Annotated in this window: 22 protein-coding genes and 2 pseudogenes; 8 read left to right on the plus strand and 16 right to left on the minus strand. The window is 64.1% G+C overall.

Features of this window, described 5'->3' with window-relative positions:
- Nucleotides 1–10: 10 nt before the first annotated feature.
- Entirely contained in the window at nt 11–1,108 is a 1,098-nt protein-coding gene (locus NA10_RS16655) for a ferredoxin reductase (protein ID WP_067568747.1), read from the minus strand.
- Nucleotides 1,109–1,351: 243 nt separating this feature from the next.
- On the opposite strand from NA10_RS16655, the pseudogene NA10_RS39720 reads away from it, so the two are divergent.
- Nucleotides 1,352–1,462 (plus strand): annotated as a pseudogene (locus NA10_RS39720) (type 1 glutamine amidotransferase domain-containing protein); the annotation flags it as partial.
- Nucleotides 1,463–1,855: 393 nt separating this feature from the next.
- Here the strand turns inward: NA10_RS39720 and NA10_RS16660 are convergent.
- Entirely contained in the window at nt 1,856–2,485 is a 630-nt protein-coding gene (locus tag NA10_RS16660; RefSeq protein ID WP_067568748.1) for a TetR/AcrR family transcriptional regulator, read from the minus strand.
- Between the two features lie 111 nt (nt 2,486–2,596).
- Between NA10_RS16660 and NA10_RS16665 the strand changes: the two genes are divergently transcribed.
- Both NA10_RS16665 and NA10_RS35655 read left to right on the plus strand, forming a co-directional pair.
- Nucleotides 2,597–3,604 carry an ABC1 kinase family protein gene (locus NA10_RS16665; RefSeq protein WP_084514805.1) on the plus strand — a complete coding sequence of 336 codons (1,008 nt, stop codon included), beginning with the start codon at nt 2,597–2,599 and terminating at the stop codon, nt 3,602–3,604.
- Nucleotides 3,499–4,035: an AarF/ABC1/UbiB kinase family protein gene (locus NA10_RS35655; RefSeq protein ID WP_373862384.1), complete on the plus strand. Its 537-nt coding sequence runs from the start codon at nt 3,499–3,501 to the stop codon at nt 4,033–4,035. Before NA10_RS16665 ends, NA10_RS35655 begins: the two co-directional genes overlap by 106 nt.
- Here the strand turns inward: NA10_RS35655 and NA10_RS16670 are convergent.
- The 9 genes from NA10_RS16670 to NA10_RS16710 form a co-directional block, all read right to left on the minus strand.
- Nucleotides 3,957–4,550, minus strand: coding sequence for a hypothetical protein (locus NA10_RS16670; RefSeq protein ID WP_067568749.1), 594 nt, complete (start codon nt 4,548–4,550; stop codon nt 3,957–3,959). The two genes, NA10_RS35655 and NA10_RS16670, sit on opposite strands and share 79 nt — an antisense overlap.
- 25 nt (nt 4,551–4,575) lie before the next feature.
- Nucleotides 4,576–5,529, minus strand: a complete 954-nt coding sequence (locus NA10_RS16675; protein WP_067568750.1) for an MlaD family protein — start codon at nt 5,527–5,529, stop codon at nt 4,576–4,578.
- Nucleotides 5,526–6,593 (minus strand): MlaD family protein, encoded by a 1,068-nt coding sequence (locus NA10_RS16680; RefSeq protein WP_169812590.1) that lies wholly within the window; start codon nt 6,591–6,593, stop codon nt 5,526–5,528. Before NA10_RS16680 ends, NA10_RS16675 begins: the two co-directional genes overlap by 4 nt.
- A complete protein-coding gene (locus NA10_RS16685; RefSeq protein WP_067568751.1) occupies nt 6,590–7,675 on the minus strand; it encodes an MlaD family protein in 1,086 nt (361 codons plus the stop codon). The genes NA10_RS16680 and NA10_RS16685 overlap by 4 nt, the downstream gene beginning before the upstream one ends.
- 2 nt (nt 7,676–7,677) lie before the next feature.
- Nucleotides 7,678–8,673, minus strand: coding sequence for an MlaD family protein (locus NA10_RS16690; RefSeq protein WP_067568752.1), 996 nt, complete (start codon nt 8,671–8,673; stop codon nt 7,678–7,680).
- On the minus strand, nt 8,661–9,668 hold the full coding sequence (locus tag NA10_RS16695) for an MlaD family protein (protein WP_067568753.1): 1,008 nt from the start codon (nt 9,666–9,668) through the stop codon (nt 8,661–8,663). Before NA10_RS16695 ends, NA10_RS16690 begins: the two co-directional genes overlap by 13 nt.
- Nucleotides 9,665–10,633 (minus strand): MlaD family protein, encoded by a 969-nt coding sequence (locus NA10_RS16700; protein WP_157556560.1) that lies wholly within the window; start codon nt 10,631–10,633, stop codon nt 9,665–9,667. Before NA10_RS16700 ends, NA10_RS16695 begins: the two co-directional genes overlap by 4 nt.
- Nucleotides 10,634–10,709: 76 nt before the next feature.
- On the minus strand, nt 10,710–11,564 hold the full coding sequence (locus NA10_RS16705; protein ID WP_373862385.1) for an ABC transporter permease: 855 nt from the start codon (nt 11,562–11,564) through the stop codon (nt 10,710–10,712).
- Nucleotides 11,561–12,412, minus strand: coding sequence for an MlaE family ABC transporter permease (locus NA10_RS16710; RefSeq protein ID WP_067568755.1), 852 nt, complete (start codon nt 12,410–12,412; stop codon nt 11,561–11,563). The genes NA10_RS16705 and NA10_RS16710 overlap by 4 nt, the downstream gene beginning before the upstream one ends.
- A gap of 305 nt (nt 12,413–12,717) precedes the next feature.
- Between NA10_RS16710 and NA10_RS16715 the strand changes: the two genes are divergently transcribed.
- The 5 genes from NA10_RS16715 to NA10_RS16735 all read left to right on the plus strand — a co-directional run bounded on the left by NA10_RS16715 (nt 12,718) and on the right by NA10_RS16735 (nt 17,030).
- A complete protein-coding gene (locus NA10_RS16715) occupies nt 12,718–13,479 on the plus strand; it encodes a nuclear transport factor 2 family protein (protein ID WP_067568756.1) in 762 nt (253 codons plus the stop codon).
- Nucleotides 13,480–13,601: 122 nt separating this feature from the next.
- Nucleotides 13,602–14,969: a cytochrome P450 gene (locus NA10_RS16720; protein WP_084514814.1), complete on the plus strand. Its 1,368-nt coding sequence runs from the start codon at nt 13,602–13,604 to the stop codon at nt 14,967–14,969.
- 5 nt (nt 14,970–14,974) lie between these two features.
- Nucleotides 14,975–15,238: a ferredoxin gene (locus tag NA10_RS16725; protein WP_067568757.1), complete on the plus strand. Its 264-nt coding sequence runs from the start codon at nt 14,975–14,977 to the stop codon at nt 15,236–15,238.
- Between the two features lie 41 nt (nt 15,239–15,279).
- A complete protein-coding gene (locus tag NA10_RS16730) occupies nt 15,280–16,155 on the plus strand; it encodes an oxygenase MpaB family protein (protein WP_067568758.1) in 876 nt (291 codons plus the stop codon).
- 86 nt (nt 16,156–16,241) lie between these two features.
- Nucleotides 16,242–17,030: a hypothetical protein gene (locus tag NA10_RS16735; protein WP_084514818.1), complete on the plus strand. Its 789-nt coding sequence runs from the start codon at nt 16,242–16,244 to the stop codon at nt 17,028–17,030.
- Nucleotides 17,031–17,647: 617 nt separating this feature from the next.
- Here the strand turns inward: NA10_RS16735 and NA10_RS16740 are convergent.
- From NA10_RS16740 to NA10_RS38685, 5 genes and pseudogenes are all read right to left on the minus strand, one after another.
- Entirely contained in the window at nt 17,648–20,635 is a 2,988-nt protein-coding gene (locus NA10_RS16740; protein WP_067568760.1) for an amino acid adenylation domain-containing protein, read from the minus strand.
- A 518-nt stretch (nt 20,636–21,153) separates the two neighbouring features.
- Complete coding sequence (locus NA10_RS36795) at nt 21,154–21,897, minus strand: IS4 family transposase (protein WP_067568761.1); 744 nt, start codon at nt 21,895–21,897, stop codon at nt 21,154–21,156.
- Nucleotides 21,872–22,300 carry a transposase domain-containing protein gene (locus NA10_RS36800; RefSeq protein ID WP_169812591.1) on the minus strand — a complete coding sequence of 143 codons (429 nt, stop codon included), beginning with the start codon at nt 22,298–22,300 and terminating at the stop codon, nt 21,872–21,874. Before NA10_RS36800 ends, NA10_RS36795 begins: the two co-directional genes overlap by 26 nt.
- Before the next feature lie 519 nt (nt 22,301–22,819).
- Nucleotides 22,820–24,589 carry an acyl-CoA dehydrogenase family protein gene (locus tag NA10_RS16755; RefSeq protein ID WP_157556564.1) on the minus strand — a complete coding sequence of 590 codons (1,770 nt, stop codon included), beginning with the start codon at nt 24,587–24,589 and terminating at the stop codon, nt 22,820–22,822.
- A 408-nt stretch (nt 24,590–24,997) separates the two neighbouring features.
- A pseudogene (locus tag NA10_RS38685) lies at nt 24,998–25,685 on the minus strand (IS5 family transposase); the annotation flags it as partial.
- Between the last annotated feature and the right edge of the window lie 123 nt (nt 25,686–25,808).

Raw genomic sequence — 25,808 nt, forward strand, 5'->3', positions numbered from 1 at the left:
GTCGGTCCTTTCAGAGTTCGATGTCGATGTCGCCCTCGGCGGTGTTCACGCAGATCCGTACCGCCTGGCCGGTGGGTTCGCCGATCTCGCCGGTGCGCAGATCGCGCAGCTTGCCTGAGCGCAGCACACCGACGCAGGTATGGCAGATGCCGATGCGGCAGCCGTGACGCAGGTCCAGTCCCGCCTGTTCTCCGGCGACGAGAATCGGTGTGCCGCCGTCACATTCGGCGTCGATGCCGCTGCGCTGGAAGTGCACGAGCCCGCCCTGCCCGCCGTGTTCCGCGCCGCCGATGATCGGCTGAAAGCGTTCCATATGCAGGCGGTCCGCGATGCCGTGAGCGTTCCAGTGCGCGGTGAGCGCATCGAGCATCTCCGGCGGGCCGGAGCAGAACGCCTCGCGTTCACGCCAATCCGGGCACAGGACGCCCAGATCGCCCGGTGTGAGCCTGCCGTGTTCTCCGGTCAGCCGGATGTCCAGCCGCAGACCCGGATGGCGGCGGTCCAGATCCCGGAGCAGCGCATCGAACATCACCTGCGCGGGCTCGTGCGCGGAGTGAGCGACGACCACGTCGTCGAGGGCCCCGCGACGGTCCAGGCTGCGCAGCATGGCCGCGATCGGCGTGATGCCGCTTCCGGCACTGAGGAACAGCAGTTTCGCGGGGGTCGGTTCGGGCAGGGTGAACATGCCCTCGACCTCACCGAGCCGGACCACCTCGCCCGGCTGGATCTCCCGCACCAGGTAGGGCGATACGACGCCGTCTTCCACGACCTTCGGTGTCACCGATATCAGCCCGTCGGCCGCGTCCGGATCCGAGGTCAAAGAGTATGCGCGCCAATGGAAAATGCCATCGATGAGCACGCCCAGCCGAACATATTGACCCGGCCGGTGCCCACCCCACTCGTACCCGGGCCGGATGAACACCGACGCCGCCTGTGACCCCTCCGGCACCACCTTCTCGACCCGCCCGCGCAACTCCCGCGTCGTCCACAGCGGATTGATCATCTCCAGGTAGTCGTCGGGCCGCAGCGGTGTGAACAGATGCCTGAGAGCCCGCAGGAGCAACCGTCTCCCACGCGATACCTTCGGTCGAGCGCCCCGTTCCGCCATGTCCTGAGACGTAACACCCGTGCACTGAAGTAAACGCCGGTTGTGAGATCTCCCTACAGATCGCTGAAATTATTGCTACAGGTTCCAGAACAGTTGTTCACTCATGCGGTGAGGTCGGCAGCGCTCGAACGAGTTACTCGACGGAGTCCACGAGTGCCGGGTTGTCCTGTGCCGCCGGCGAATTGGATTCGGTCGCTGATGATCATCCACGCCGCGCCCTGAACGCCGTAGAGCGCGCCGAGCGGCGCGCTCTACGATAAGGCGAAGCTTCCGTTCGTGTCCTACACCGCGGTCGACGGAAACCTGGTCACCGGGCAGAGCCCGGGATCGGCCAAGGCCACCGCGCGAAAAGTCGACGAAGCCCTCACCGGCGACACATCGCAAGCTCGCCCCGGAGAGGCCTTCGTTCCGTGGAACACCACGTTTTCGGCATTGCCCACACCATGATTGGGACACAGTCGACGCGGCTATGCCCGGACCACACGACGACCGCGCAACGCGAGACCGGCCCAGGAGACGGGGACGGTGATCGCGGCGGTGTCCTCGGGCAGGACCGGCACCTCAATTTGCGCTACGGCGCGCGAGAGCGACCCGCCGGTAGGCAATACCCGGAACATTCCGCCCGCGAGGTTCCGAGCGATGCAGTCGGGGTTGGTACCGCGGAATCTGCGGTACCAGCGAGTCCTTGTTTCCGGGATGCGGGCGGTGCGTCGACCATTTCCAGATCGGGCGGCGTGTCCGCGGGCCTCAGTGTGGGGCGGGTCCCATCGATGCCTCGATGAGTGGCGGGAAGTAGGTTTCGGCGAACCAGCGGGCGCGAGCGTCGGTGTCGATGGGCAGCATTTCGCTGGGCACCACGAGCATGGACGCGGTGACGCGGATGAACATTTCGGCGGCGCGGAGTGCGCCGTCGAGGGGCAATGCGTCGCCGACGATGGCCATGGCGATGGCCGCGCGGACCGGTTCCAGTGTGGTGACGTGGTCGGTGAGGAACGAGGTCAGGGTTTCGGGTTCGTACTGGCGCAGGGCCGCGACGAGCGGATGACGGCCGCATTCGCGCACTCCGAGCACGAACGCCTCGACGGCCTTTTCCGACGGTGTGCTCTTGGTGAGCACCTGGGCGCCAATCGTGACGAAGAAGGTCACTACCTCGCGCACCACGACCTGACGCACGATTTCGTCCTTGTCACCCAGACGTCGGTAGACCGTGGGGCGGGAAACCTTTGCTCGGCGGGCGATATCGCCGACCGAAGTGCGCCGGAATCCGTGTTCGACGAACTCGGCTCGGGCTGTGTCCAGCAGGCGAGTCTGTTCCGCGTCGAGGCTGGGTAACCCTGCCCCGAACAGTTGGTCGACGTCGATGCCTGCGTGGGTCATGCCTGCGAGATTATCTTCCGGTGGACGATCGAGTGACCAGGGCGCGTGAAACGGTGAGAGTTGTTTGAATCATTGCTCGCATCCGATCGGACAACAGGTAATACTCGGCCCATGACGAAGATGCCGCGATCACGGGCGGGCCGGGCCGCGAAGCTGGGTGGGCTGGTCGGCGCGGAAACGGTGAAGTTCGCCGCGCACCGCACCGCTGATCGCGTCCGCTCCGACGCCCGCGCACGTGCCGCCGACCAGGCTCGTAATGCCCTGATGGCCGAAAGGCTGGTCGCGGTCCTGGGCGGTATGCGCGGTGCCGCGACCAAGCTCGGACAGGTGTTCTCGATGATCGACCCCGGCATCGTGCCTGCGGAGTTCCGCGAGCATTTCCAGCTGGCGCTGGCGACTCTGCAGGACAACGCCCCGCGAGCGCCGTGGGACCGGATGTGCGGACTGCTCGAGCACGAGCTCGGCGCGCCCGTCGAGGCGGCGTTCGCGAAGTTCGATTCGGAGCCGGTGGCCGCAGCGTCGATCGGTCAGGTGTACAAAGCGCGGCTCGCCGACGGGCGGTCGGTCGCGGTGAAAGTGCAGTACCCGGATATCGACGCTGCCCTGCTGGCGGATCTGCGAAACCTGCGCACGGTGCTGAGCGTGTACAGGTTCGTCCATTCGGCCTTTGATGCGACGGCGTTCCTCGACGAGTTCGAGGCCCGTGTCCGGGAAGAATTGGACTATCGGATCGAGGCGCGCAATACGCGATTGCTCGGGGACGCGTATCGAGGACACCCTTTCATTCGGATTCCGGAAGTCGTCCGGGAGTTGTCGAGCCGACGAGTGATCGTGACCGAATGGCTGGACGGGCAGCCGCTGCGGACCGCGTATACCGCGCCGCAAGCCGAACGAGATCGCCTCGCGGAGATCCTTTCCGCTTCTATGGCGGTACGCCCTACCTGCTGTACCACTACAGCGGCGATCCGCATCCGGGCAATGTTCTGCTGCTCGACGACGGCGCTGTCGGCTTCTTGGATTTCGGGCTGTGTAAGACCGTCGCCGCGAGCACGGCCGATGCCGAATTGGCCGCGCTGCGCGCAGGTATCGACGGCGACACCGAACGCGTCTTGGATCTGATGGAAGCCCGCGGCTTCGCCCGACGCTCCGACATTTCGCCCGACGCAGCCTATGTCTTGTTCACCACGGTGTTCGGCTGGTACCTGCGCGACGAACCGGCATGGATCACCCCTGACCTCGCGAACGACGTCGTGGCTCTGCTCGGTATGAGCGGCTCGACCGGCGGTGCACCGGCGCGCGCGTTCAACCTGCCGGCCGATCATGCGTTGCGCGGGCGCGTCGAACTTCAGTTGGCGGCGATCCTCGGCCAACTCCGGCCCTGCACGAATCTGCATCGGGTCGCGAGAGAGTGGATTTTCGGCGACGACCCGGTGACCGAACTCGGTCGCGCCCAGCGTGCTTGGCATGAGGGTCAGCGTGTGGGCAGCGCACCGTCGAGGCCGCCGACGTCGGTGATCTTCCAGTCCGACCCGCGGTCCACGGTGACGTGATAGGTAACGGTGGTGCGGGCACCGTCGGGGGTCTGCGCACTGGTGGAGTTGACGTCGAGGAAGACATCGACCTGATAGATGCCGCCGGATTCGGATCTCACCTTGGCGGCGATCGCGGTGGCGGTGGAGGTCCAGCGCAGCGGCGTCAGCAGCTGTTGCAGGGCCGGACCGGTCGCGTCGAATTTGGTGGCCAACTGCGCGGCGGTGCCGTTCTTGAGCTTGGCCAGCCAGGCGGGCAAGTTCTGATAGTCGACCGTGGAAGCGCCGAGGGCGTACTCGGCGGCAACCTGTTCCGCGCGAGCGGTATCGGCGGCAGTCGCCGCATTGTGGTCCAGATCCCGTTCGGCGGACCACCAGAGCAGACCGAAAGTTGTTGCGGGAGCGATAAGTCCGACGGCGATGGCACCGCGTAGGACAGTGCTGAGGCGAAGGGAGACGGTGCGCGCGGACGGAGCAGCGGGCTCGGCGGTTTCCGGGTCCTGGACTTCGAGTGGGTTGTCGATGATGTCGGTCATGTTGTCCTCCAATGGATTCGATTGGTCAGCGAACGGCGATCTGTAGCCGAAGGGCGCCGTCTCCGGTGCTGCCGAGTGCCTGCGTGATGAGGGCGCTGAGGTCCAGTCCCCGCATCGAGTCGCCACCGCTCGCGGCCAGTGGAGCCAGCATCGGTGCGAGTGGACGCAGTTCCGGACCCATCTGGTCGAGCCTGTCCGAGAACTGATGCAAGAACGGCACCAGGCCGGATCCGGTTAGATAGTCCTCGGGAAATCCCTTGCCACGCGTCAGCTCTTCGAGCGCGTTGACGACATCGCGGACCTTGCTGCCGAACCGTCCCCATTCGGGACCGCCCTTGGTCAATGCCGGTCCGAGCCATTCCATATCGCCGCCCATGGTTTGCAGGTCGATGAGCATCGTGCGCAGCTGTGGCAGCCGGCTGAGCAGCGTCGCGGCCAGTAGGTCCGCTGACCGGCTCAGCTGCGGGAAGAGCGATTCGCTGCCGGACAGTCCCTCATTGAATGTGCGCACCAGATCGGTGAGCACCTGCGGGTCGAACTGCCCGATCAGATCGGTTGCCGCGGTGGCCATTTCAGGTACAGAAAGCGGCAGCAGGACCTGACGAGCCTCGATCTGCGCGCCGTCCGCCAGGTACGGCGCCCCGCCGTTCGGGGTGATCAGCACGTACGGTTCGCCGAGCGCGGAGAGGTTCTCGATGCGCAGGGTGCTGGCGACCGGGATGCGATAGATGTCCTCGATGCGCAGGCGTACTCGTGCCGACTGCGCCACGGTCTCGACGGCGGTAATTCTGCCGACCGGCACACCGGACAGCAGCACCGGAGAATTAACCTGTAGCCCACCAGAATTCGGCAGCATCAGGGTGGCGTGCGTGTAGTGCTGGAACCAGTCGACCCGCACCACTCCGAAAGTGAGGTAGCCCGCTCCGAGCACGAACACCGTGGCGATCGCACCCAGCGACAGCACCGAACGCCACCTCATCGCACAGCTCCGACCACGCGCAGGGCCGCGACGATGGACGCGATACGCTCGTCCCGGGGCACCGTGTCGGCATCGGAAGTCGTTCGTATATCGGTGATATTCACCTTCGGTCCCTGTTCTACGAAGGGAAGCACCCGGTCACGGAGCAAGTCGACCAGCCGATTCAGATTCGAGGGCGCGGTGGTGTCCAGCGGACCGTCGGTGAACAGCAGCGGGAGGAACGCAGCCGCCGCGGCATCGCCATCCCGGGCCAGCGGCGCGAGCCACACAATGGCGTGTGCGAAGCCGCCGATAGCGCCGAAGACCCCGAACAGATGCGCCAGTGAGATGGTGGCGTCGGTGACCTGCCGCGCACCGTCTACGGAGAACAGGTCCTTCAGCGCCTCCGCGTTGTTGCGGATGATATCGACATCGGCCTGCGCCGCTGCGGCGAACTCGTGCACCCGGTCGAGATTGGCGGCGACATCGATGATGTCGGCTGCCACGGTCCGCGCTATGCGGGCGGTGTCGCGCCGGTCGGCGGGTAGTGCGGCATTGACCTGGTTGAGGATGTCCTGGATGCGAGTCACCGCACCGCCTTGCACGAAGGTCGCGATCGCGGCCATGGTGTCCTCGACTTGCAAGGCGGGGCGGGTGTGCGCGAGCGGGATGGTCGCATTGTCGGCGAGGTCCGGACCGGTGCGAGCCTCGGAGGCGCTGAGGGCGATGTAGATGTCGCCGAGCACGGTGTTCTGACGTAGCTGTGCGATCGTTCCGCCGGGCAGCCTGGTCGCGGTCGCGATGTCCACATCGGCGACGACGTAGCCGGGCCGGTCGGCGTCCGGGTCGATCATGGAGACCGCGGCCAGCACGCCGACCCGTACCCCGTCCAGGACCACGTTGGCGCGCGCGGGCAGGTTCAGTGCGGTCCCGAACTCGATGTGCACCCGATAGGTGGGTCCGCCAATGGTGCTGCCGGGCACCGGGATTGCCGACGGATCGAATCCGCAGCTGCCAATCCCGATGACGACCGCCGACATCAGGCCCAGTACCGGGAGGAGGCGCGAGGGTCGTCCGGTGCTCATCGTGCTCCCGTCGTGGCGATCAGTTCGGCCAGGTTCAGCCGTGGCAGGCTGTCCGGTCCAGCGCATCGACCCGGCATTATGGAGTTCGCAGCGACGCACAACTGTTCGGAAACCGGTTGCGGTAGTTCCACTTTCGGTGGCGACCAGGCCAGAACGGGCACTCCGTCCGGATCTGTGGCACGGGTGAACGCGGTGGCCAGGGCCGGGAGGCGGGCGATGGTCTGCTGTAACGGTTCACCGCCGGTGGCCAGGGTGCGGACATACGGCACGACCGCATCGAGGCCGCCGAGGATCGCTCCCCCGTATTCGCGCGTCAAGTCGTTGACCATGGCCAGGATTACCCGCAGGCTGTCGACGAGTGCGGTGAGATTGGTGAAGATCTCGTTGTTGATCTGTTCGAAGACCGCGGGGAACCGGGTGAGGACCTGTTCGAGATCGGCCCAGTTGGCCGAGGCACCCGCCGCCAGCACACCGAGTGCGTCGATCAGACCGCCGATCTGTCCGGTCTCGACGTCCGGGGAGCGCAGTGCCGAACCGAGGCTGCCGAGAATCTGCTTCACTTGCGGACCGGTTCCGGTTGTGGCCGATCGGAGTGCCTCGAGCGTGTGGCCGATCAGCTGCGGATCGTCACCGGTGCGTAGTTGTTTCACCAGATTGTTCGCGGCTTGCAGGGTTTCGGTGATGCTCTTGGGTGTGAGCGTGCGGGTGATACAGCGACTCGGATCCCACCGCGGCGCCGTGGACGCTCCGGGCAGTACGGCCAGGTCCCGGTCTGCGGCAAGAGAAGGCGCGGCGGTCGCGGCCGAGACATCACCGTGCAGTCCATAGTCGGCATCGATATTGAAATCGACTCGGACGGAGCCATTCTCAGGACGCAGACCGGCGACGGTGCCGACCACGACTCCACGCACCCGCACGCTGCTGCCCGGGTACAGCCCGATCGAATCGGGCAGCTGCGCGCAGTACCGCTGCATCGGTTGCATAGGATTCGCAATGACCACATAACCGGCGACCACGGCGACCGCCGCCACCAGCACGGCGAGCACCGACATGAAGCCACGCGCGGCGAACAGGCTTCGCATACTCAGCATCCCTTCCCCGGCAATGGAATACAGACCGTGGCGGCTGATTGATCGACGCTCACGCCGTGCTGTCCGATACGCGCGCTGAGATCACCGATGGTGGCGACCATACCGTTCAGGTGTTCGCCGAGCTTCTGCAAGTCGGGCAGGGCTTTGGCGAATTCGTCGACCAGCGGCTGCAAGTTGTTGCGGTAGGTCGGTTCGAGCGCCGCGACCCGTGACAGCAGCTGAATGGTCAGCGGCACAGCGGCATTGATCTCGTCGCGCTTGCCGATCAGGATCTTCTCCACCCCACCGATGCGCCCCATCAACCGCCCGATGGTCGTTTTGGCCGAGCCCACCGCGTTCAGGTACTCCTCGGCCATGGTCAGGGTGGCCGCAATATCGGTGCGCTGCTGGTCGAGGATGCCGACGACCGTGCTCAACGCGTCACTCAGGCGTCGAATACTGTCCGGGTTGTCGCTCAGTGACTTTTGCAGGACGGCCAGATTACGTTGCAGCACATCACCATTCACCTGGTGCAGTGGCGTGGCCGCGTCCTGGAAGACCTGCATGAGGCTGTATGGCAAGCGCACCCGGTTGGCTGGAATCACCTGCTTCCCCAGTGGCTTCACCCCCGCCGGCAGCACCGCGACGTAGTTGCCGCCCACCGCGGTGAGCATGCGCACCTCGAGCGTGGTATCAGCACCGACGAAGACCTCGTCGGCGAGGTCGAAGCGCATGCGCGCCTCGTCGGGCAGCAGTTCGATCGAGGTGACCGAACCTACCGGGATGCCGGCTACCCGTACGTCGTCGCCGACCCTCACCGAACCGGCCTCGGAGAGCAGTGCGGTGTAGGTCCGAGTTCCCAGCGGCAGCGCGTAGATCACGCCACAGACAATCAGGAGCGCCACTACCGACAGCGCACCGAAGACGCCCCAGCGCAGTTCGCGTTGTTCCTCGTCCTGGGCGGAGCCACCGCCCGACTGCTGCACGAAAAGCCTTGTCAGCGCTTGCATATCGTGATCCTCTGTCCGGCGATAAGGATGGCCAGCGGCGTCGGCATCGGCGCGGGCCCATTGCCGCAGTAGGTGGTCGAGGCGTCGGCGGGACCGGTCGTCAGGGTGTCGAGCGACTGCAACAGACCGGGCAGCCGGGAAAGCACGTCCCGGGCCGCGACAGGGTCGGGGAGGGCAGCGCGGATGATTCGATCGAAATCATCGTTTACACCTACGGTGAGGCCGAGCCGGGCGGCGAGAGCGTCCAGCGGTTCCAGCACCGGCGGGATGGTGTCCACGAAGTCCACGACACCCTGGAATTGCTGTTCGAGAATACCGAATACATCGGCCAATCCACCGAGGATGGCGACCAGGTGCGGTGACCGCCCGACCAGCACGTCCGACATCTGACGCAGATTGCGGACCAGCGTGGAGATCACCACCTGGCGGTCGCTGACGTACCCGGCCAGCTGGTCGACCGCGTCGAGTGCCCGGCCCATTCCGGAGTCGTCACCGTCGAACACGGCCAGCATGTTTTGGGCGAACCGATCGAGCGACTCGGGCGACGCCTCGGCCAGCACCGGTTGCAAGCCGTTGAACAGGGCGGTGATATCGAAAGCGGGGACCGTGTGCTCGATTCCGACAGTCGTTCCGGGCGCGAGCCGCGCACCGGTCCGTGGGGGCTGTCGCACATCGACATACCGCTGCCCGGCCAAGGTCTGGAAGCGAATGGCCAGCGTCGCGCCTTCATAGACCGGGTGTGCGCGCTGCACGGTGAAGCGGACTTTCGCCACCGCGCCGTCCAACGCGAGAGATTCGACCTTGCCGACCGGCATCCCGTACATACGCACGTCGTCACCGGCCCGCAAGCCATTGGCGTCGGCGAACAGTGCGGTGTAGCCATCGAGCGCGCCGGAAACCGGGCGCCGGATGACCTGGATGATCAACACCAGCATCACGAGCATGACAGACGCGAAAAGAGCTATCCGCCAAAGGAATCGGGCTGAGGAGTTCATCGACCTGCCTTCCGATCGACAGCCGCGCCGAGCAGTGGCGCAGCCACCGCGGGCATGCCGCGCAGCATGATCTCTACATTCAGCACCGTGCCGCCGGGACTGTCGGCAAAGGCGCCGTCGATGCGGTCGAGTAACTCTCGTAGTTGCGCGCCGGACCGCTGGGGACCCGGCACGGTCGCTGCGACAGCTCGTAGCAGCGGACCCAGCAGGTCGGCGAAGTCGGCGAGTTGGTGTTGCGCGGTGAACCCGGTGCGCGATGCCGCCGGGAGAATGTCATTGCTGATCACATCGACCGCACGATCGAACATGGCGCGGTCCGTACGCAGCACTGGAATGTGGGAGAGGCCGTCGAGCAGCGTGATGCTGCCGTCGAGCAGCGACGCGGCTCCTTGCAACCCCGAGGCATATTGCCCGATGAGAAATGCCGGCGGGAATCGCTGAGTGTCGGTGACGACCCGGGTCACCTCGACGACCGCCCGCAGCAGTGGTCCGACGGCTTGCAATCCCTCGCCGAGGCGATTGAGCACTTGGGTGAGTTCGGGGGTCAGCGTGCGACCGGCGGTGGTCGCCAACTGTTCGAGCAGCCGCCCCATGGTCGCGTCGACCACCTGACCCACGCCGGAGAGATCGATGACCGCGCCGTCGCGCAGCGGCACACCGCCGGTCCCCGGCCGCAACGTGATCTGACTGATGCCGAACAGGTTGCCCGGTGTGTAGTCCAACGCCAACGTGTCGGTCAGTTGGGCTGCGACCCCGGATTCCAGTGCGAGAGTGAGCAGTTGGTGATCGGGCGTACTGCTGTCGATCCGTTCCAGCTGCCCCACCGGCACCCCCGCGAGCTCGACGGCCGACCCGTCGGTGACACCCGCGCCGATCTGAGCGGTCATCACCTGGAAGTGGAGGCGGCCATCGGTGCGGGTGTGCTGGTATCCCACCGCGCCTGCGGCCAGGACGGTCGCCGTCACGACCGCAGCGATACCGCGGCTGTAGGCCGTGCGTCGATCTGTTGCGGCGCCGGGCATTCCATAGTTCGGCATCACGTCACCCCGTAAACTGGATAGCGGAATCGACGCCCCACAGCACAATGGTGAGCACCATGTCCAGGGCGATGATCGCTACGAAACTGGCACGTACCGCGCGCCCGGCGGCGATTCCGACGCCTTCCGGGCCGCCGGTGGCGAAAAACCCTTGGTAGCAATGGATCAGGATGATCGCGGTGACGAACACCAGCACCTTGATCACCGCGGCGATCATGTCCCAGCCGGCGACGAACTGGAAGAAGTAGTGGTAGTAGACCCCGCTGGACTGGCCGTGGATCGCGACGACGACGGTGGCGCAACTGAGGTAGGCCAGGATCAACGCCACCAGGAAGGTGGGCACGATCGCGACGGCTCCGGCGATCACCCGGGTGGTCACCACGAATGGAATCGACCGCAACCCAAGGGATTCCAGCGCGTCGATCTCCTCGGAGATACGCATCGCGCCGATCTCCGCGGTCATTCGACATCCCGCCTGCGCGGCAAATCCGATCCCAGCCGCGATCGGGGCCAGTTCCCGGGTGTTCGCGAAGGACGAGATGATCCCGGTAAGTGGACCCATGCCGAGCAGGTCGAGCATGGCGAACGCCTCGATTCCGGTGCCCGCGCCCATGACGACGCCGAGCACCATGAGCATCGGCACGGTGCCGCCGCCCACGATGATCGAGCCCTTCCCCCAGGTGATATCGGTGATCAGCCGGATGGTTTCGGCGCGATATCGGGTCAGCGCCACGGGAATCGAGCGCAGCACCTGCCATCCGAAGTCCAGCACGAAGCCGGTGTTCTCGATGGTGCCGGCGATGGGCGCAGCACGCCTGACCCAGCGCAGCGATGCGGGCAGGTATCGAGAGGCCATCACGCCAGCCGCACCGGCAGGAACATAGCGACCACCTGCGTGATCACCAGATCGACGACCGCGATCGACACCACCGAGAGCACCACGGCGGCATTGACGCCGTCCGCGACACCACGCGGGCCACCACGAGCTTCGAGCCCACGCTGGCAGGCGAGGATCACCACCAGAAACCCGAACAGGACCGACTTGCCCAGCGACACCCAGACATCGGTGACGACGGCGAAGGCGCCGAAGGTCATCCAGTAACTGCCGGATGTCACGCCCTGCGCGGTGATGGCCACGATGTATCCTGCGGTCACGCCGACGAACATGATCAGGATGTTCAGCAGCGGCGCGACCAGCACCATGGCGGCCGCCCGGGGGATCACCAGCCGGTGAACAGGGCTGAGCCCCATCACTTTCAACGCGTCGATCTCGTCCCTGATGGTGCGCGCGCCGAGGTCCGCGGCAATCGCCGACGCACCCGCCCCGCCGAGCAGTAGTCCGGTTGCCATCGGTGCGCCCTGCTTGATCACCCCGAGGCCGCCGGCCGCGCCGATCATCGAATCCGCGCCCAGCTGATGGATGAGATTTCCGACCTGGACCGAGACGATCACACCGAACGGCACCGCCATCAGCACTGCGGGAATCGCGGTGACCGTGATCAGATACCAGCTCTGCTGCCACATCTCCCCCGATTGGAAGCGTCGTCGCACCAGGTCATTCCCCCCACCGCGGATGACCGCGACCGCTAGCAGCACCGATCGCCCGTACGTTCGCAAGCTCACGATCACCGTGTCGGAGAAGTTGTTTCGAAGAATCCGGCCGAGCGACGGCCGCTGCGCCGCCTCGGTTGATGTGGTTGTCGCCATGTATGTCTCTATCTCTTTTGTCGCCCACCGAGCGACACAGTGAGACTGTAACGGCAATGTGTCCGGCCGTCTCCGGTTCGGGAACAGAAAATTTCTGGCAATCGCAATAACCCGTGTTTATCTCTGAACAACGTATCAATCGGATCACTGCGCGATAGCCACATCGCACAGATCATTCCCTGATGACAGCCGGTACGCACTCGCCCTTGACTCTGAGTGTTACATTCATCTAGTTGTGTAACATCGTTACACCCGGCAGCGCTGCCACGCACTCGGCTGCTGGGATTCACCTCGAAAGGCATCCGATGAGGACCTTGCACCATCTCGGCCCGTCTCCCGAACACGCCGCCTCACAGGCCCTGCTGCCGGAATTCTGGAAGAAGGTCGAGCAGCAGGAGAACGCGGCAATCGAACGAGGTTTTGCGATCAAGGGCTCCCTGGAATTCGGGCAGCGCTGGTTCGACGCGTGGGGCACTCAGAGCGTGGACAAGTTGCGCGAATGCATGGCCCCGGACTGCGGTTTCATCGACAGCACGACCTTCCAAAACATCAGGGGAGGCCGCGAGGAGACCCTCGCCAACTGCGCGGCATGTTTCGAGGCGTTCCCGGACATGGCGTTCTACCCACAGGACGACAGCCTGCGATCGTTGCCCTTCGTCGACTATTCCCACGAACAGCTGCGCATGCTGATCCCGTGGCGGGGCATCGCCCGCTGGACAGGTCCGTTGCGGGTCCCCGGCACCGATATCGTCATGCCGCCGACCGGGCGCTGCCTCAACTTCATCGGCGTCGACCGCTACCTGCTCACCGATGACTTCAAGGTCACCCATATCGACACCGACTGGGATCTCGTCTATATGGGAATTCAGCTGTCGCCGTTGGGTATTCGAGTGCCGCGGCTGGGGTATCTGAAGGCGGCGGCAACGGCCGCGCGAGTGGTGATGCCGCTGCTGTCACGGATTGGGCGCACCGGGATGGACGGTCATCGGGGATTCGATCTGCCGATACCCGCTATCGAGTCGGTCGATCAGTGGCAGGGACGCAACGGCGCGGAGGTGAACGCGTGACCCCGCAGCCCCACCGCGAAGGCACGCCGGCGACCGGTGCTTCTCGTGCGAGGAACGCTGCGGCGGTGCCGTTTCCCGGTACCCGCACACTGCCACTCGCGACACCACGACCTCGACGCCGGATGAGCACCTTCGGCCGCTCCCTGGACCCCACGATTCCGGGCCCGAAAGGGCGTCCCGTGATCGGTGTGCTGCCCGAATTCCGCAGGGACCCTTTCGAATCCGTACGCGGGTGGGCGCGCGAGCACGGTGACGTCTTCAATGTGCCGATCCCGATATGGAACCTGGTGATGGTTAATCACCCGGATCTGGTCAATGAGGTGATGAACAACCGTGAGGGCCGCTACAGCATGATCGGCCCCGGCGAGAAACCGATCGAGAAGCTCATCGGTTCGGCACTGCCGATGATGGAAGGCGACCGCTTCCGGCAACGGCGACGCATGCTCACCCCGATGTTCGGGCGCAAGCATCTGGCCCGGATCGCCGACACCATCGTCGATGAGTTCACCCGGCGCATCGATCGCTGGGACCATTACGCCGACACCGGTCAGACCATCGATCTTCAGCACGAGATCGCCCAGGTGACACTGCCGGGCTTCCTGCGCGCGATGTACTCCACCCACCTCACCGACGCCCAACTCGCTCAGGTCGATGTGGACATGCGCCTGTTGATGCGCACCGCCGCCGCCGCCGTATTCCTCGCGAATCCGCCCAACCCACTTCCTATTCCCGGCACCGAGAACCTGCCGCTGGCGGCGTTGCGGCTGACCAGGCTCGTCGGCACACTCGTCGATGAGCGCATCGCCCGGCCGACCGACGACACCGATCTACTGGGCCTGCTCGTGGACAGCCGATACGAAGACGGCACCTCGCTGTCCCGCCGTGACCTGCGGGCGGAACTGATCGCCCTGATGGGCGGCGGCTACGAGACCGTGGTCGCCTCGCTGTCGCATACCCTCGCCCACCTGTGCGTCAATCCCGAACCCGCGCAACGCTTGTACGCCGAAATCGACGAACTCGACGGTGCTACACCGGCGCTCGACGACCTCTCCCGATTGACCTGGGCAAAAGCGTGTTTCGACGAGGGCCAGCGCTTGCAGGGCCATCCGATGAACCCGCGCCTGGCCATGCGGGACAGCGAGCTCGGCGGCTTTCACATACCCCGGGGCACCCTCGTCGGTACCCCGGTCTACACCGTTCACCGCGACGAACGCTGGTGGGCCGAACCCGACAACTACGACCCCACCCGCTTCACCGATCCGTCGCACCCGGCGCGACCGAACAACACGTTCATCCCCTTCGGCGCGGGCCCGCATCATTGCATCGGCTCCGGCATGGCCTATATGAACGCCCAATTCCTACTCACCCTGATCTTCCAGCGCTACCGGCTCGAGACCGAACCCGGCTGGCGGCCCCGGCACGCGTCGACGTTCTCCATCACGCTCGACGGTGGCCTGCCGGTGCGGATCTCGCGGATCAGAAAGCCGTGAAAGCCATGTCGGAGCCCAATCATTCGGCCTCGCAGGACACCGGCGCGACTCGTGTCGAGGTCGACCAGAATCTCTGTCAATCGGCCGGATACTGCGTGCGCACCGCACCCCAGATCTTCGCCTTCGACGCCGACGACATCGTCGCGCTACGCCAGGGCGATCAGTTGACCAGCGGCCCGGTCGACGTGCCGGAGGACCAGTTCAAGCTCGCCGACCGTGCCGCGTGGGACTGCCCCGCCGCGGCCATCACTCTCACCCCACCCGCATGACCGCCGCCTCCGAGGAGACGGAAATCGACAGGAGAGCACCGATGTTCGGTCCGGGATCGCTGCTGTACGAGTCCTATGGCGACCGTCGTGGCTTTCTGGTCGCGCCCGTAGAGGGGCTGTTGCAGCTGATGTATCCCGCCCTCGGGCGTGGTGTCGAGCAACACTCGGGGTTCTACGGTGAGCCGCTGCAACGACTGTTCCGCTCGGTGCCACAGATCCAGGGCACCCTGTTCGATGGTGTCGGCGCCGCCGAAACCGCCGCACAGGTCCGGGATTTCCATCGCGACATCAAGGGCGCCATGCCAGACGGCAGCCGCTACCACGCCCTGGACCCGGAAACCTTTTTCTGGGCGCACGCGACCTTCCTCGATGCCCCCTTGCGCACCGCCGACCTGTACTTCAGGAAGCCTTACACGCCACAGGAAAAGGCCGCGTTGTATCGCGAGGGCGTGCGGTGGTGGCGCATGTACGGCCTGTCCGACCGGGTCGTACCCGAGACCTACCCGGAGTTCCAGAAGTACTGGAATCACACCCTGCACAACGTACTTCAGCCGACCCCGGCCGCATCCGAACTGGTCCAATTCTTCCGCACAACGGGGTCGATGCCGCAACCCTGGGTACCGCAGGCTGTGTGGCGGCTGGGCGGACCGGCCATGAGTCAAGCCTGGCTGCGCGTCGGGGCCGGGGCACTACCACCCGTGGTACGCGAGATGTTCGACATCCCGTGGACCCGGGCCAATCAGGTCGCCTTCGACGCATTCCGCAAGACCGTCGCGGCCACCTGGCCGGCAATGCCGTACCCATTACGGATCATGCCGCGCGCCCGTGCCGCCTATCGGCGCGACGGACGCGCCGGTCTCGCGGCGGCGCGCAGTTTCGCACGCACGGCCGACGGCAACCGAACACCGGCCGCATGAACGAGTTTCACCGAAAGGCAGTAGATCCCATGCAGGAAATAGTCGCGGGCAGCTGGTCACCGCCACCGGTAACCGAGGCTGGGCCGTTGGCCGCCTGGCTCTTGTTCGGCCTAACCCTCGTCTCCATCATCGGCAGCCTCGTCTACGCGGCCGGGCTCACCAGGTTCGGGGACAAGGAAGACTCGAAGCTGTTCTGGCTCACCACCCTGGGTGCGTTGGTGGTGTTCTCCTTCTACGTCGAGCCATGGCTGGACGTCATCGGCGCCACCACCTACATGACCAATGTGTTCGACCCGGTGGTCACTATCGTCGACCGCCCGATTCCCTGGCATGTGGTGGGCGCCTACACCGGCGGCATCGCTGCGGCGACCATGGTCGCCTACCAGCTCATCAAGAACGGACGTCCGGCGCGGGAGCTGTTCGCTTGGGCCGCTTTCATTTCCATTACCGAATGCCTTGGGGAGATGATCAGCACCCATTACGGCGTGATGCTGTACTACGACAACAAAGCGCTGGTGTTCGGGGTGCCGCTGCCCAGCCTGGTGCAGAACGGCGGCATGTTCGTACTGATCGGCTGGGCGATGACGGCAACCCTGCCGCACGTGCATGGCTGGCGGCGAGTCGCGCTCGTTCCCTTCATCGCACCGGCGGTTTATCTGGGATATACCCTGCTGTGCACCCTGCCCAGCTACTACGCAATCCACAACAACGCCTCCGCCACGGTGTCGTGGATCCTGGCGATAGTCTCCACCGCACTGAATTCGGCGGCGGTTGTCGCCGCCGCATACGCACCGACCGTACAACGTCTACGGGACAAGGGATCCCGCACCGCTGATCCATCGACATCGGGGGAACCCTTCCCCGTACACAGCTGAACACCACCACCAGAGCACGGGACGGGACCGATGCACAGATGAGTTAACACCCCGAATATCAGGCGATCCGGGGAGTTGAAATGAGTCTGTTCCAGATAACGGCTCTGGCTCACTTCCGGTGGTGATGGAGGGTCGCTGACGGCACGATGTTGCGGTGTGTGAGGTGAATGTGCCTGCTACCGTGGTGCTTTCAGGGTTGTTTCCGCTGGTGGTGGAGGATGTTATCGAGTAGGGTGGCCGAATTCTGGCGCAGGCGCCGGGCGGTCCGGTCGCCTGTCCGGGCTGCGGGAGTTGGCCGGGCGAGCCAGCATTCGACTGCTCGCGGCACTCCCGGTCCGGTTGTCGTGTCACACCGCGATCCGATACTGTTGGCGATCCCGTTGCCGCATCGGTCGACACCGAAAGCGTTGGGCACTGATCAAACGACAAATGTATGGCCGAGCGGGATTCGGCCTACTCCGGCACCGGATCCTGCTCGCCTGATCTTCGCCGGGGCCATCACCGCCGAAAGTGAGCCTGAGCCGTTAATCCGACAGTCCCTGGCCGCCGACCGGTGCACCCAAGGGTGCGACCGATCACTTGATCGGCCGCCCCGTACTGTTACCGGGTCCGCGTTCTCACCCGACCTCAATCATTTTCATGGGAATGTATGGTTCGGCAAGGACGTGGCCGAGGTAGCGTTCGAGAATTTCTTTCGTGAATGTCGGCTCTTCTATTCCGGTGCCAGCCAGGTGGTTTGTGACGTTCTGTTTGCCCCACCGGTAGGTATTCTGATAGAGCTCGATCGTTGACTTTCCGTCCAGTACTCGATCGTTGAACATGCTGAGTAATGGATAGAGCGGTGCCTGGGGGTCATCTTTCCATAGCTGGACCCACTCGGTGAATGGGATGATACGGAATTTGTAACCGAAGTATTTCTCCATCAGCTGGAAGAACCCTTGGAGTGTCACGATACGTTCACGGTCGGGAATGATGTTGAAGTTCTTTCCCAGAGCATCGGGCTGTCGGCCGATCGCTGCCATGGTGTCGACGATGTAATCGATAGTGGTAAGCCCCTCGCGTAGGTTCCGCAGGTCCGGCACGGCGCCGAGGGCGACGCAGGTCTTAACCAGCCGTGGCCACCATTGGTAGGTTGCCGCGTGACCGGTTCGACTGTGGCACGTCGCGTATCCGAGCCGGAAGGCCATCACCGGTAGCCCCTGGGAGGCTGCCAGTTGCAGGATCTTCTCCATGACCCATTTGCTGCGCATGTAGCCGAGGTCCGTGGCCACTGCGCGCAGATTCTGATCGATATCGTCGTCTTCGTACATCGTGGTCTTGCCGGTGAACAAATGCCCCCAGCTGTATACCGAGATGGACGACACCAACAGCAAGGGTTTGACGTGATCGTCTGCAGCGAGGCGAATCAGGCGCCGCAATCCTTCGACGTTGTCGCGCCGCATGTACGCGTAGGACTGTATAAAATTGGCCGCACTCGCCGAGTGGTAGATGACGTCGATATCGCGAGCGAGCGCGACATACTCCTGCTCGGCGAGTCCGAGTCTCGGTTCCGCCAAATCACCAGCGTAGACGCGCACTCGCGCCCAGTCGGCGATATCGAGTTCGTAGCGCGCGACTACACGTCGTAAACGCTCGTAGGCCAGCGCGGTCGTGTCTGCACGCACTGGGCAATGAACGACCGCGTCCGTATCGTTGAGCAAGCGTTCGAGCAGATGCACGCCGATCACACCGGTGACGCCGGTGACCATTATGTTCGCCGGTGCGGTCAGTTGTCGTGCATGGAATCCGCCGGTGAAGTCGACACCGTCGGGCAGATAGATGTCCTCGGCCAGCTCTCGGATGGGTTCGCCTTCTACCAGTGGTGCTGTCTCCCGCTGGCGTAATGCGGCCGCGAGTCCGCGAATGGTCGGGTCCCCGTAAAAGTCCCAGATGTAGGCGCGGATGCCGGTTCTTCGGGAAATGTCGTCGACCAGAGCGGTCGCCAACAGCGAATAGCCACCCACCTCGAAGAAGCTGTCCGTCGCGGTGAATCGCCCGTGCCCCAGGGCATTGCGCCACGCTTGGGCGATTCCGCGTTCGAGCTCGTCATCGAATCCGGAGATCTGCGAAGGCTCATCGCGCCTGTCGGACATGATCTTTCGCAGGGCGGTGCGATCGATCTTGCTGTTGGAGGTCAGTGGCAGGCTCGGCAGGCTGTGATAGATACCGGGCTGCATGTAGTCGGGCAGCTCATCACGCACGTGCGCACGCACAGCGCGTATCAGACCGTCGGGGTCTGTGCTGACGTCGTGTGGCACGATGAACGCGACCAAGCGTTTCGCAGATTCGCTGTCGTCCACCAGGGCGACAGCCTGCTTGACATACCGATTGCCCAGGATCGCCGTCTCGATCTCGCCCAGCTCGATCCGATAGCCGCGAATCTTGACCTGGTCGTCTTGGCGGCCAAGGAACTCGATGGTGCCATCGGCGAGCCAGCGCCCGAGGTCACCGGTGCGGTAGATCCGCCGATCATGGCGCGATGACCACACGAACCGTTGCTGGGTGAGATCGCTATCACCCAAATACCCCAGGGCCAGGCAGGTTCCCGCCAGGCACAACTCTCCGGGCGCCCCGGCCATCACGTCACCGAGGTCGTTATCGAGGATGAAGACCTCAGTGTCGGAGATCGCCGAACCGATCGACGGTGTGCGATTCTCGCTTCCCGGTTCCATGACACGACAGGTCGCAAAGATGGTGGCCTCAGTGGGGCCGTAGTAGTCGATCACCGTGTAGGGCAGGTGGTCGGTAGCCACCGGGTTCAGCTTTTCACCCGCGCAGAACAAATACTGCAACGCCAACCGCTCCGGTATTCGCAGCCCGACGACGTCGGGCACCAGCACTGTCGGCACATAGGCGTGAGTGATCCGGTGCTCGGCGTAGAACGTGAGCAGCGCAGCGGGCGAGACCCGGGTGCGCTGATCGAGGATGTGCACGGTCGCGCCCGCGCACAACGATGACCAGATCTCCCACTGCAATACATCGAAGCCGACACCGCACAACAGGGTCGTCCGCGAGGTCGAGTTCATCTCGAACCGTTCGTTATGCCACTTCACCAGGGCGGTCAGGGCGCGGTCGTCGATGATGACGCCCTTGGGTGTACCAGTCGTCCCGGAAGTAAAAACGACGTATGCCGCGGTGCCGTGATCGGCCAACGCACGGAAGACATCCGATCCGATGTCAGTGTCTGCGGTCTCACCCGCACCATGTACCGCGACGCCACCCAGATCAGTCGAATCCGACCGCGTGGCAAGTGAGACTGGGCATCCGCATTGCTCGACAATCTTCTTCCGGCGTTTGGCGGGATTATTCTCATCTATCAATGTGTAGGCCGCACCGGCTTTCAATACACCGATCACGGCAACAATGAGTGGAATGGATCGGTGCGCGATAATCGGCACTAGATGGCCCGGATCGACGTTCGAACCGCGCAACTGACGCGCCAGACGATCACTTGCGGCATCCAACTCCCGGTAAGTAATCGCCTCAGCGCCGTCGACAGCCGCGACGCCGCATGCATGATCGGCAACGGCAGCTTGAAACAATCGGAGAATAGAGAAATTCGGCATGAAAGCCCCTTGCCACATTGCACAGAACTTTGTGTGCGGCGCCCTCGCTGCAACAGCTCCGGAATACGCCTGTCCTCACAGAATATCGCAGACGCGACTGGATCGAAACACCTCGACCATTGATCGAATGGCCAACTTTGTCTACTCCCCTTGAAATTCTGCAGAATTCTAACGGGCATGGGTTTCTTCCCAGGCCGGATTGTAGGCGCGAGGCAAACCGAGCACATTCTCGATTCGTGTCGAAATCATAACAATTTGCGCCATATCGAACGCGACTGTATGACGCCCGGCCTTCCGGGCTGGTGGTGTCGATAATCGAACATACCGGTCTCCGGGTTTTGACAGCCTGGACCACCGATGTCGATACTGTGCAGGTATTTGTATCCGGTGCATAAGCTCCCGAATAGATCCCGCCCCTCAGCAACAAGAGATCATACATTCCTCGCCGATGAACAACAGCGAACCTGTGCCTTAACCGCGATCCTCGATTTTGCTCAGCGACCTCTCGATTGCTATGTTCACCAATAATCTATACAAATATATCGAGGTCGGTGGCGTGATACATGAGTTCGCGGATCGTGTAATGGGTCAGCAGCAAAGGACCAGATCTCCTGGCGCACCATGGCCGGGCTGTGTGAGCGCAACAGCCGGAAACTGCCCCGCTGGCGGGTCTCGATCTCGGCGAGCGAAGTCTCGAACTCCCACCGCAGATGGTAGGCCGCGGCCAGTTCGGCGGCGGTGACTTCCTCGGGATCGAGCAGGGTGGTGATCAGTCGTATCGGCCCCGCCGCGTCGCTATCACGGTTGGTGACCTCGTACTCGACAACCCGGACGGTGACCCCTTCGGGTGGGGTGTCCAGTCCGCGGGAGCGGTGGCGGCGGATCCGCTGACATTCGACATCGGTCATCAACCGCGGCAGATACCAACCGTCCGGAAGTTCCTCCACCACATGCAGTTTCAACCCCGACTGCACCCGCCACAGCAGGTCCGCGCCGGTGGCGACAGCCTCACGCCAGAACTCGTGACCGAAGAACCCCCGATCGGCGATCACCAACATGTCCGAGGTGAAAGCGTCCAGCAGCGGGCGAGTCAGCTCGCGTTCACCCACGCTCACCGCACCGATCCGGGCATCGACGATCGCGCGGGTCGCGCATTCACCCAAGCCCACGACCCTCACCTTCGGATACGGGTCGTCCAGGCTCTGATGGGTCTTCCCGCGCCCGAACACCTCCTCGTTATCGGCAGTATCGGGAATATCCATCTGAACACCGTCGATGGCCATCACCCGCCGCCCCGCCAGCCACGCTCCCGGCACCGGCCAGCGGCAGCGCGACCCGCCGATACCACTCCCGCACCGGTTCCTCACCCAGGCGCGAACGGGCCTTGCACAACGCCGGGGAACTGGGCACCTGCCAGTCGTCCCACGAACGCAGAAACCGCAGTCCGTCAACGAGTTTGCGCATCACCTCTTCGTAGGCGTCGTCGAAGAACAACGTCATCGCCAACACGAAATACACACCACCCGCGCCGGGAGCCCGCCGGCGCTTCTCCACCCTGCCGGTCGCGACCAGCACCTCATCGATCAGATCCTGGCCTACCACCCGCGTGAGTACACCCAACCCGATCCGATCCGTCAGCCGCCCCTCCCTCACCGCCCGCGTCACGAATCGGCACCATACCCGCAAACCGACTGCCGCACAGCAACTCCCACGATCCCACCAGGCACCGCAGCCTCAGGCCCTCCGACCTGGGAAGACGCCGTAAGTTAACGGCATTGGCGGCCACACCAATGCCCAGCCCGTCTACTCGGCTACCAACGTGCACAGGACGCCATCGACCACCTACTCGACGCGCTGCCCGAGCTTTCGCTTGCCGTGCACGTCGACGAGTTGCTGTGGCGCCCCGGCCCGTTCCGCCGCGCTCTCGAGGCGCTGCCGGTCACCTTTCCCCGCACAGCGCCCTTGCTCATCAGAACCACGGGCTAATCGCAGGTCGCTGGTAGTCCACACCGCCTGGTTCCGGCCTCGGGTGAGTCCCGAAGCCGGAAACCCCAGCGCGGCGAGTGGCTCCAAAGCTATCCAGCAACTGAGCTGTCCGCGTCATCGACTGCCGGCAAAGAAAGCCGGGCGGCCCGACGTGAGCTTCGGCCCGGCGCGGCGTCAGCTGCTGTGAGTGTTGCGCGATCAGTGATCTACGGGCGCGCAGCGGGCCTCCCATGCATTCGGCACGTCCTCGGCAAGTGCTGGTGCGCCGAGGACTTCATCGTCGAGCTCCAGTGCACCCAGAATCGCGGGGAGGTGGCCGGCCAGAGTGTCGATGGCGCGGCGCAGCTCCTGCTTGACGACTGTGGCACCGGCGGCGTCGAGCAGACCGCGGATGAGGTACCAGGCGACATGCTGATCGAGATAGTGCAGCGCGAATACATCGCGGACTGCGGCGATCTCGGGACGATCGGCGTATCGGTGCAGCAACTGCAGCGCCTCTTCGGCGCAGTATGCCTCAGCGAGTTCCAGCGCCTGCGGTATAACGGCCAGCCGCTCCGTGAGGTCTGGCGTACCCAGATACTGCTGGGCCTCGTGCACGATAGTCAGCGTGCGTGCGTTGAACAGGCCCATGCGATCGCCAGGATCGGCGGGATCGTGCAGTCCGGATTCGGGGGCGGGCTTGTCGGCCAAATGTCTGGCCAGCACCCGGCCGGCGACGGACCCCAAGACGTAGCAGTCGCCCTCCCCGGTGATCGCCGCGTGACAGACTCCCAGATAGTTGGCGACCCGGTTGGCGGAGAACATTCCCTGCGCGGCCAGTTTCAGGCGCGCGTCGGTCACCGTGGCCAGGGCGTGGAGCTGGATGAAATGCTTGGCCAGCATCACCGATACGACGGTGTCGCGGTCGGTGAGATCACTGGTGGCGAGCCTGGTTTTGATCGCGTTGCCGTAGATCGTGCGGGCGAGTGTGCCGGCGAGATCGGTGAGCAGGGTTTCACGCACGTGCGGAAGATCGAGCATGAGGGGGGTTTGAGTGGGCGTCAGGGGCACCGTTCGTTGACTCGCGTACCTCAGCGCGATATAGAGCGAGGCGCGTGCTGCCGCATTCAGGCAACTGCTCAGCGCCAGGCGTCCCACCGTCAACTGGGAGATCGCCGAAGCGAACCCCCGTTTACGGCTGTCATCATCGCGCCAGGTCAACACCCCCTGGTCGTCGATGGTGGCCAGTCCGTTGCTCAGCCAAGCACTGCGCTTGACCCGCAGCTCTTCGAACTCGATGACCGAGTTGTCCATGATGACCAGCGGTTGATGGTCGAGCTGGGTGATTTTTACCCCAGGCGCCGGTGTTCCGTCGGCGCCGCGTAGTCGCGCGGCGAAGAGGTGCACGCCCTGGTCGACGCCGTCGGCGTCGATATAGCGGGCGCCAACGACACATACCCGAGAAACCGGAATGCCCACGGAGGGCATGAATTTCCGTGCCCGCGGGGTCGGGGTGTGGATGACGAATTCCTGGGCGGCCGGATCGTAAGTAGCCCGGGTCTGCATGAACTGAATGTTGGACCCGCACCCGAACTCGGTCAGTAGCATCACTCCGATAGCCGAGGCGTCGTCGAGATCCTCCAGATACGGTGCCGCGGAGCCGGAATCGGTCAGCGTGGCCAGGCTGCCGGAGGCCAAATTGTAGTGTCCCGAGATGAGCGGAATCAGGTCCGTCGCCAGGACCGCCGACCAGTCGAAGACCGCGAACAGCTTCGGTAGATCGGTAGCGACATCCCGGGTGCTGCCGGTCTCTTGAACCAGGTACTTGAGGTGGTTGTAGGCGTTTTCCCGCCGCTGCTGCTGGCTCATGCGATCGGTGACGACGTAGTCCGGGCTGCTCAGCACCTGCCGGAGTTGCAGGTGGAATTGCGAGCTGCCGTGCCGCAGAACATCTGCCAATGTTCCTGTCGTCTGTGCGTGTGTATCCATAACCGACCTCCTACTCACTCGGTAGTTCAAACCTCTCTAGTGCCCGCTATACCGCTCGCGGTGATGCTGGCGAAATTCAATTTTGCATAATATTCGAGGCAAGGACGACGAGAAATCGTTCACTTCTGGCGATAAATACAAGTGAAGTGAAATGATAGTAGCGCCTTCCATAGAGCTCATTATCTCTGATAGTGGTTCACGTGGAGCACTTTGTGACGCATCGAGGGAATGCATCCGATGCATATTGAAGGCGGCGGACGTAACTGGCCACGAATCTCTATGGAATCGTGTCTCATGTCGCGGATTTCGCCTTGGCCAGTTTCTTGTAGCAGGTGAGTGCGGCTGCCGGTGTGAGGAAGGCGCAGAAGTGGATGCCTGCGCTCGCACCGCTGGTTGAGCCGGTGGTAGCCGGTCAGCCACGAACATCGTGTGCGCGATGACCCAGCGGTGCCGCCAGAGGTGATCGGAGAGGTTCGCCGCCCCTTGCGAGCGATCCGGACGCCGATGCCGCAATCGCGAACCCATCGGCGCGGATCAGCGATGTCATATGCCTTGTCCGCGTGCGGTTTCGCGGGTCGGTGTCGGCGCGGACCGCGTCGGGAACGGACCGCGGGGATCGCCTTCACCAGCGGTTTCAACGCCTCGGCGTCGTTGGTGTTGGCAGCCGAAACACCCACGGCCACGGGGATTGCCCCACGATCGGACAGCACGTGGATCGTGGAGCCGGCGATCGACCGGATTCGGAGCGGTCAGTTCGGAGCGGTCAGTTCGCCCCTCTTTCGGCTCGCACGCTCGCCGCGTCGATCACCACCCGCGACCGGTCGATCAAGCCTTGGTTGCCCTGCTCGTCGTGCACCGCCCGATGTAGACGCCGCCACAACCCGGCTTTGGTCCACACGGTGAACCGCCGGTGCGCGGTCGGCACGGTGACCCCGAACGACAGCGGCAGTAGCCGCCATGCGCAACCGCTGGTCAGCACGTACACGATCGCGGTGAACGCGGCCCGCTGGGCGGTCGGGGCAGTGCCGCCTCCTTTGCTTACGCGGGCTGAACTCGGCAGCAGGGGTTCGGCCAGCTCCCACAACTCATCAGGCACCGATCGGCGACAACGCGTCGACCACGGCCGGGCATCATGCCGCGCAACCGAATCCAACACACAGAAAACGAACCACGACGACATGAGACTCGGCCTTGTCTCTGTTGCCGATAATGTCTTCAA

Origin of the sequence: Nocardia acidivorans NBRC 108247, from assembly GCF_001625085.1 — a bacterium.
Taxonomy (GTDB): domain Bacteria; phylum Actinomycetota; class Actinomycetes; order Mycobacteriales; family Mycobacteriaceae; genus Nocardia; species Nocardia acidivorans.

Coding starts and splice junctions, on each gene's coding strand:
- NA10_RS16655 (WP_067568747.1), bottom strand. CDS start 1,108: ATGGCGGAACGGGGCGCTCGACCGAAGGTATCGCGTGGGAGACGGTTG.
- NA10_RS16660 (WP_067568748.1), bottom strand. CDS start 2,485: ATGACCCACGCAGGCATCGACGTCGACCAACTGTTCGGGGCAGGGTTA.
- NA10_RS16665 (WP_084514805.1), top strand. CDS start 2,597: ATGACGAAGATGCCGCGATCACGGGCGGGCCGGGCCGCGAAGCTGGGT.
- NA10_RS16670 (WP_067568749.1), bottom strand. CDS start 4,550: ATGACCGACATCATCGACAACCCACTCGAAGTCCAGGACCCGGAAACC.
- NA10_RS16675 (WP_067568750.1), bottom strand. CDS start 5,529: ATGAGGTGGCGTTCGGTGCTGTCGCTGGGTGCGATCGCCACGGTGTTC.
- NA10_RS16680 (WP_169812590.1), bottom strand. CDS start 6,593: ATGAGCACCGGACGACCCTCGCGCCTCCTCCCGGTACTGGGCCTGATG.
- NA10_RS16685 (WP_067568751.1), bottom strand. CDS start 7,675: ATGCGAAGCCTGTTCGCCGCGCGTGGCTTCATGTCGGTGCTCGCCGTG.
- NA10_RS16690 (WP_067568752.1), bottom strand. CDS start 8,673: ATGCAAGCGCTGACAAGGCTTTTCGTGCAGCAGTCGGGCGGTGGCTCC.
- NA10_RS16695 (WP_067568753.1), bottom strand. CDS start 9,668: ATGAACTCCTCAGCCCGATTCCTTTGGCGGATAGCTCTTTTCGCGTCT.
- NA10_RS16710 (WP_067568755.1), bottom strand. CDS start 12,412: ATGGCGACAACCACATCAACCGAGGCGGCGCAGCGGCCGTCGCTCGGC.
- NA10_RS16715 (WP_067568756.1), top strand. CDS start 12,718: ATGAGGACCTTGCACCATCTCGGCCCGTCTCCCGAACACGCCGCCTCA.
- NA10_RS16720 (WP_084514814.1), top strand. CDS start 13,602: ATGAGCACCTTCGGCCGCTCCCTGGACCCCACGATTCCGGGCCCGAAA.
- NA10_RS16725 (WP_067568757.1), top strand. CDS start 14,975: ATGTCGGAGCCCAATCATTCGGCCTCGCAGGACACCGGCGCGACTCGT.
- NA10_RS16730 (WP_067568758.1), top strand. CDS start 15,280: ATGTTCGGTCCGGGATCGCTGCTGTACGAGTCCTATGGCGACCGTCGT.
- NA10_RS16740 (WP_067568760.1), bottom strand. CDS start 20,635: ATGCCGAATTTCTCTATTCTCCGATTGTTTCAAGCTGCCGTTGCCGAT.
- NA10_RS36795 (WP_067568761.1), bottom strand. CDS start 21,897: ATGGATATTCCCGATACTGCCGATAACGAGGAGGTGTTCGGGCGCGGG.
- NA10_RS16755 (WP_157556564.1), bottom strand. CDS start 24,589: ATGGATACACACGCACAGACGACAGGAACATTGGCAGATGTTCTGCGG.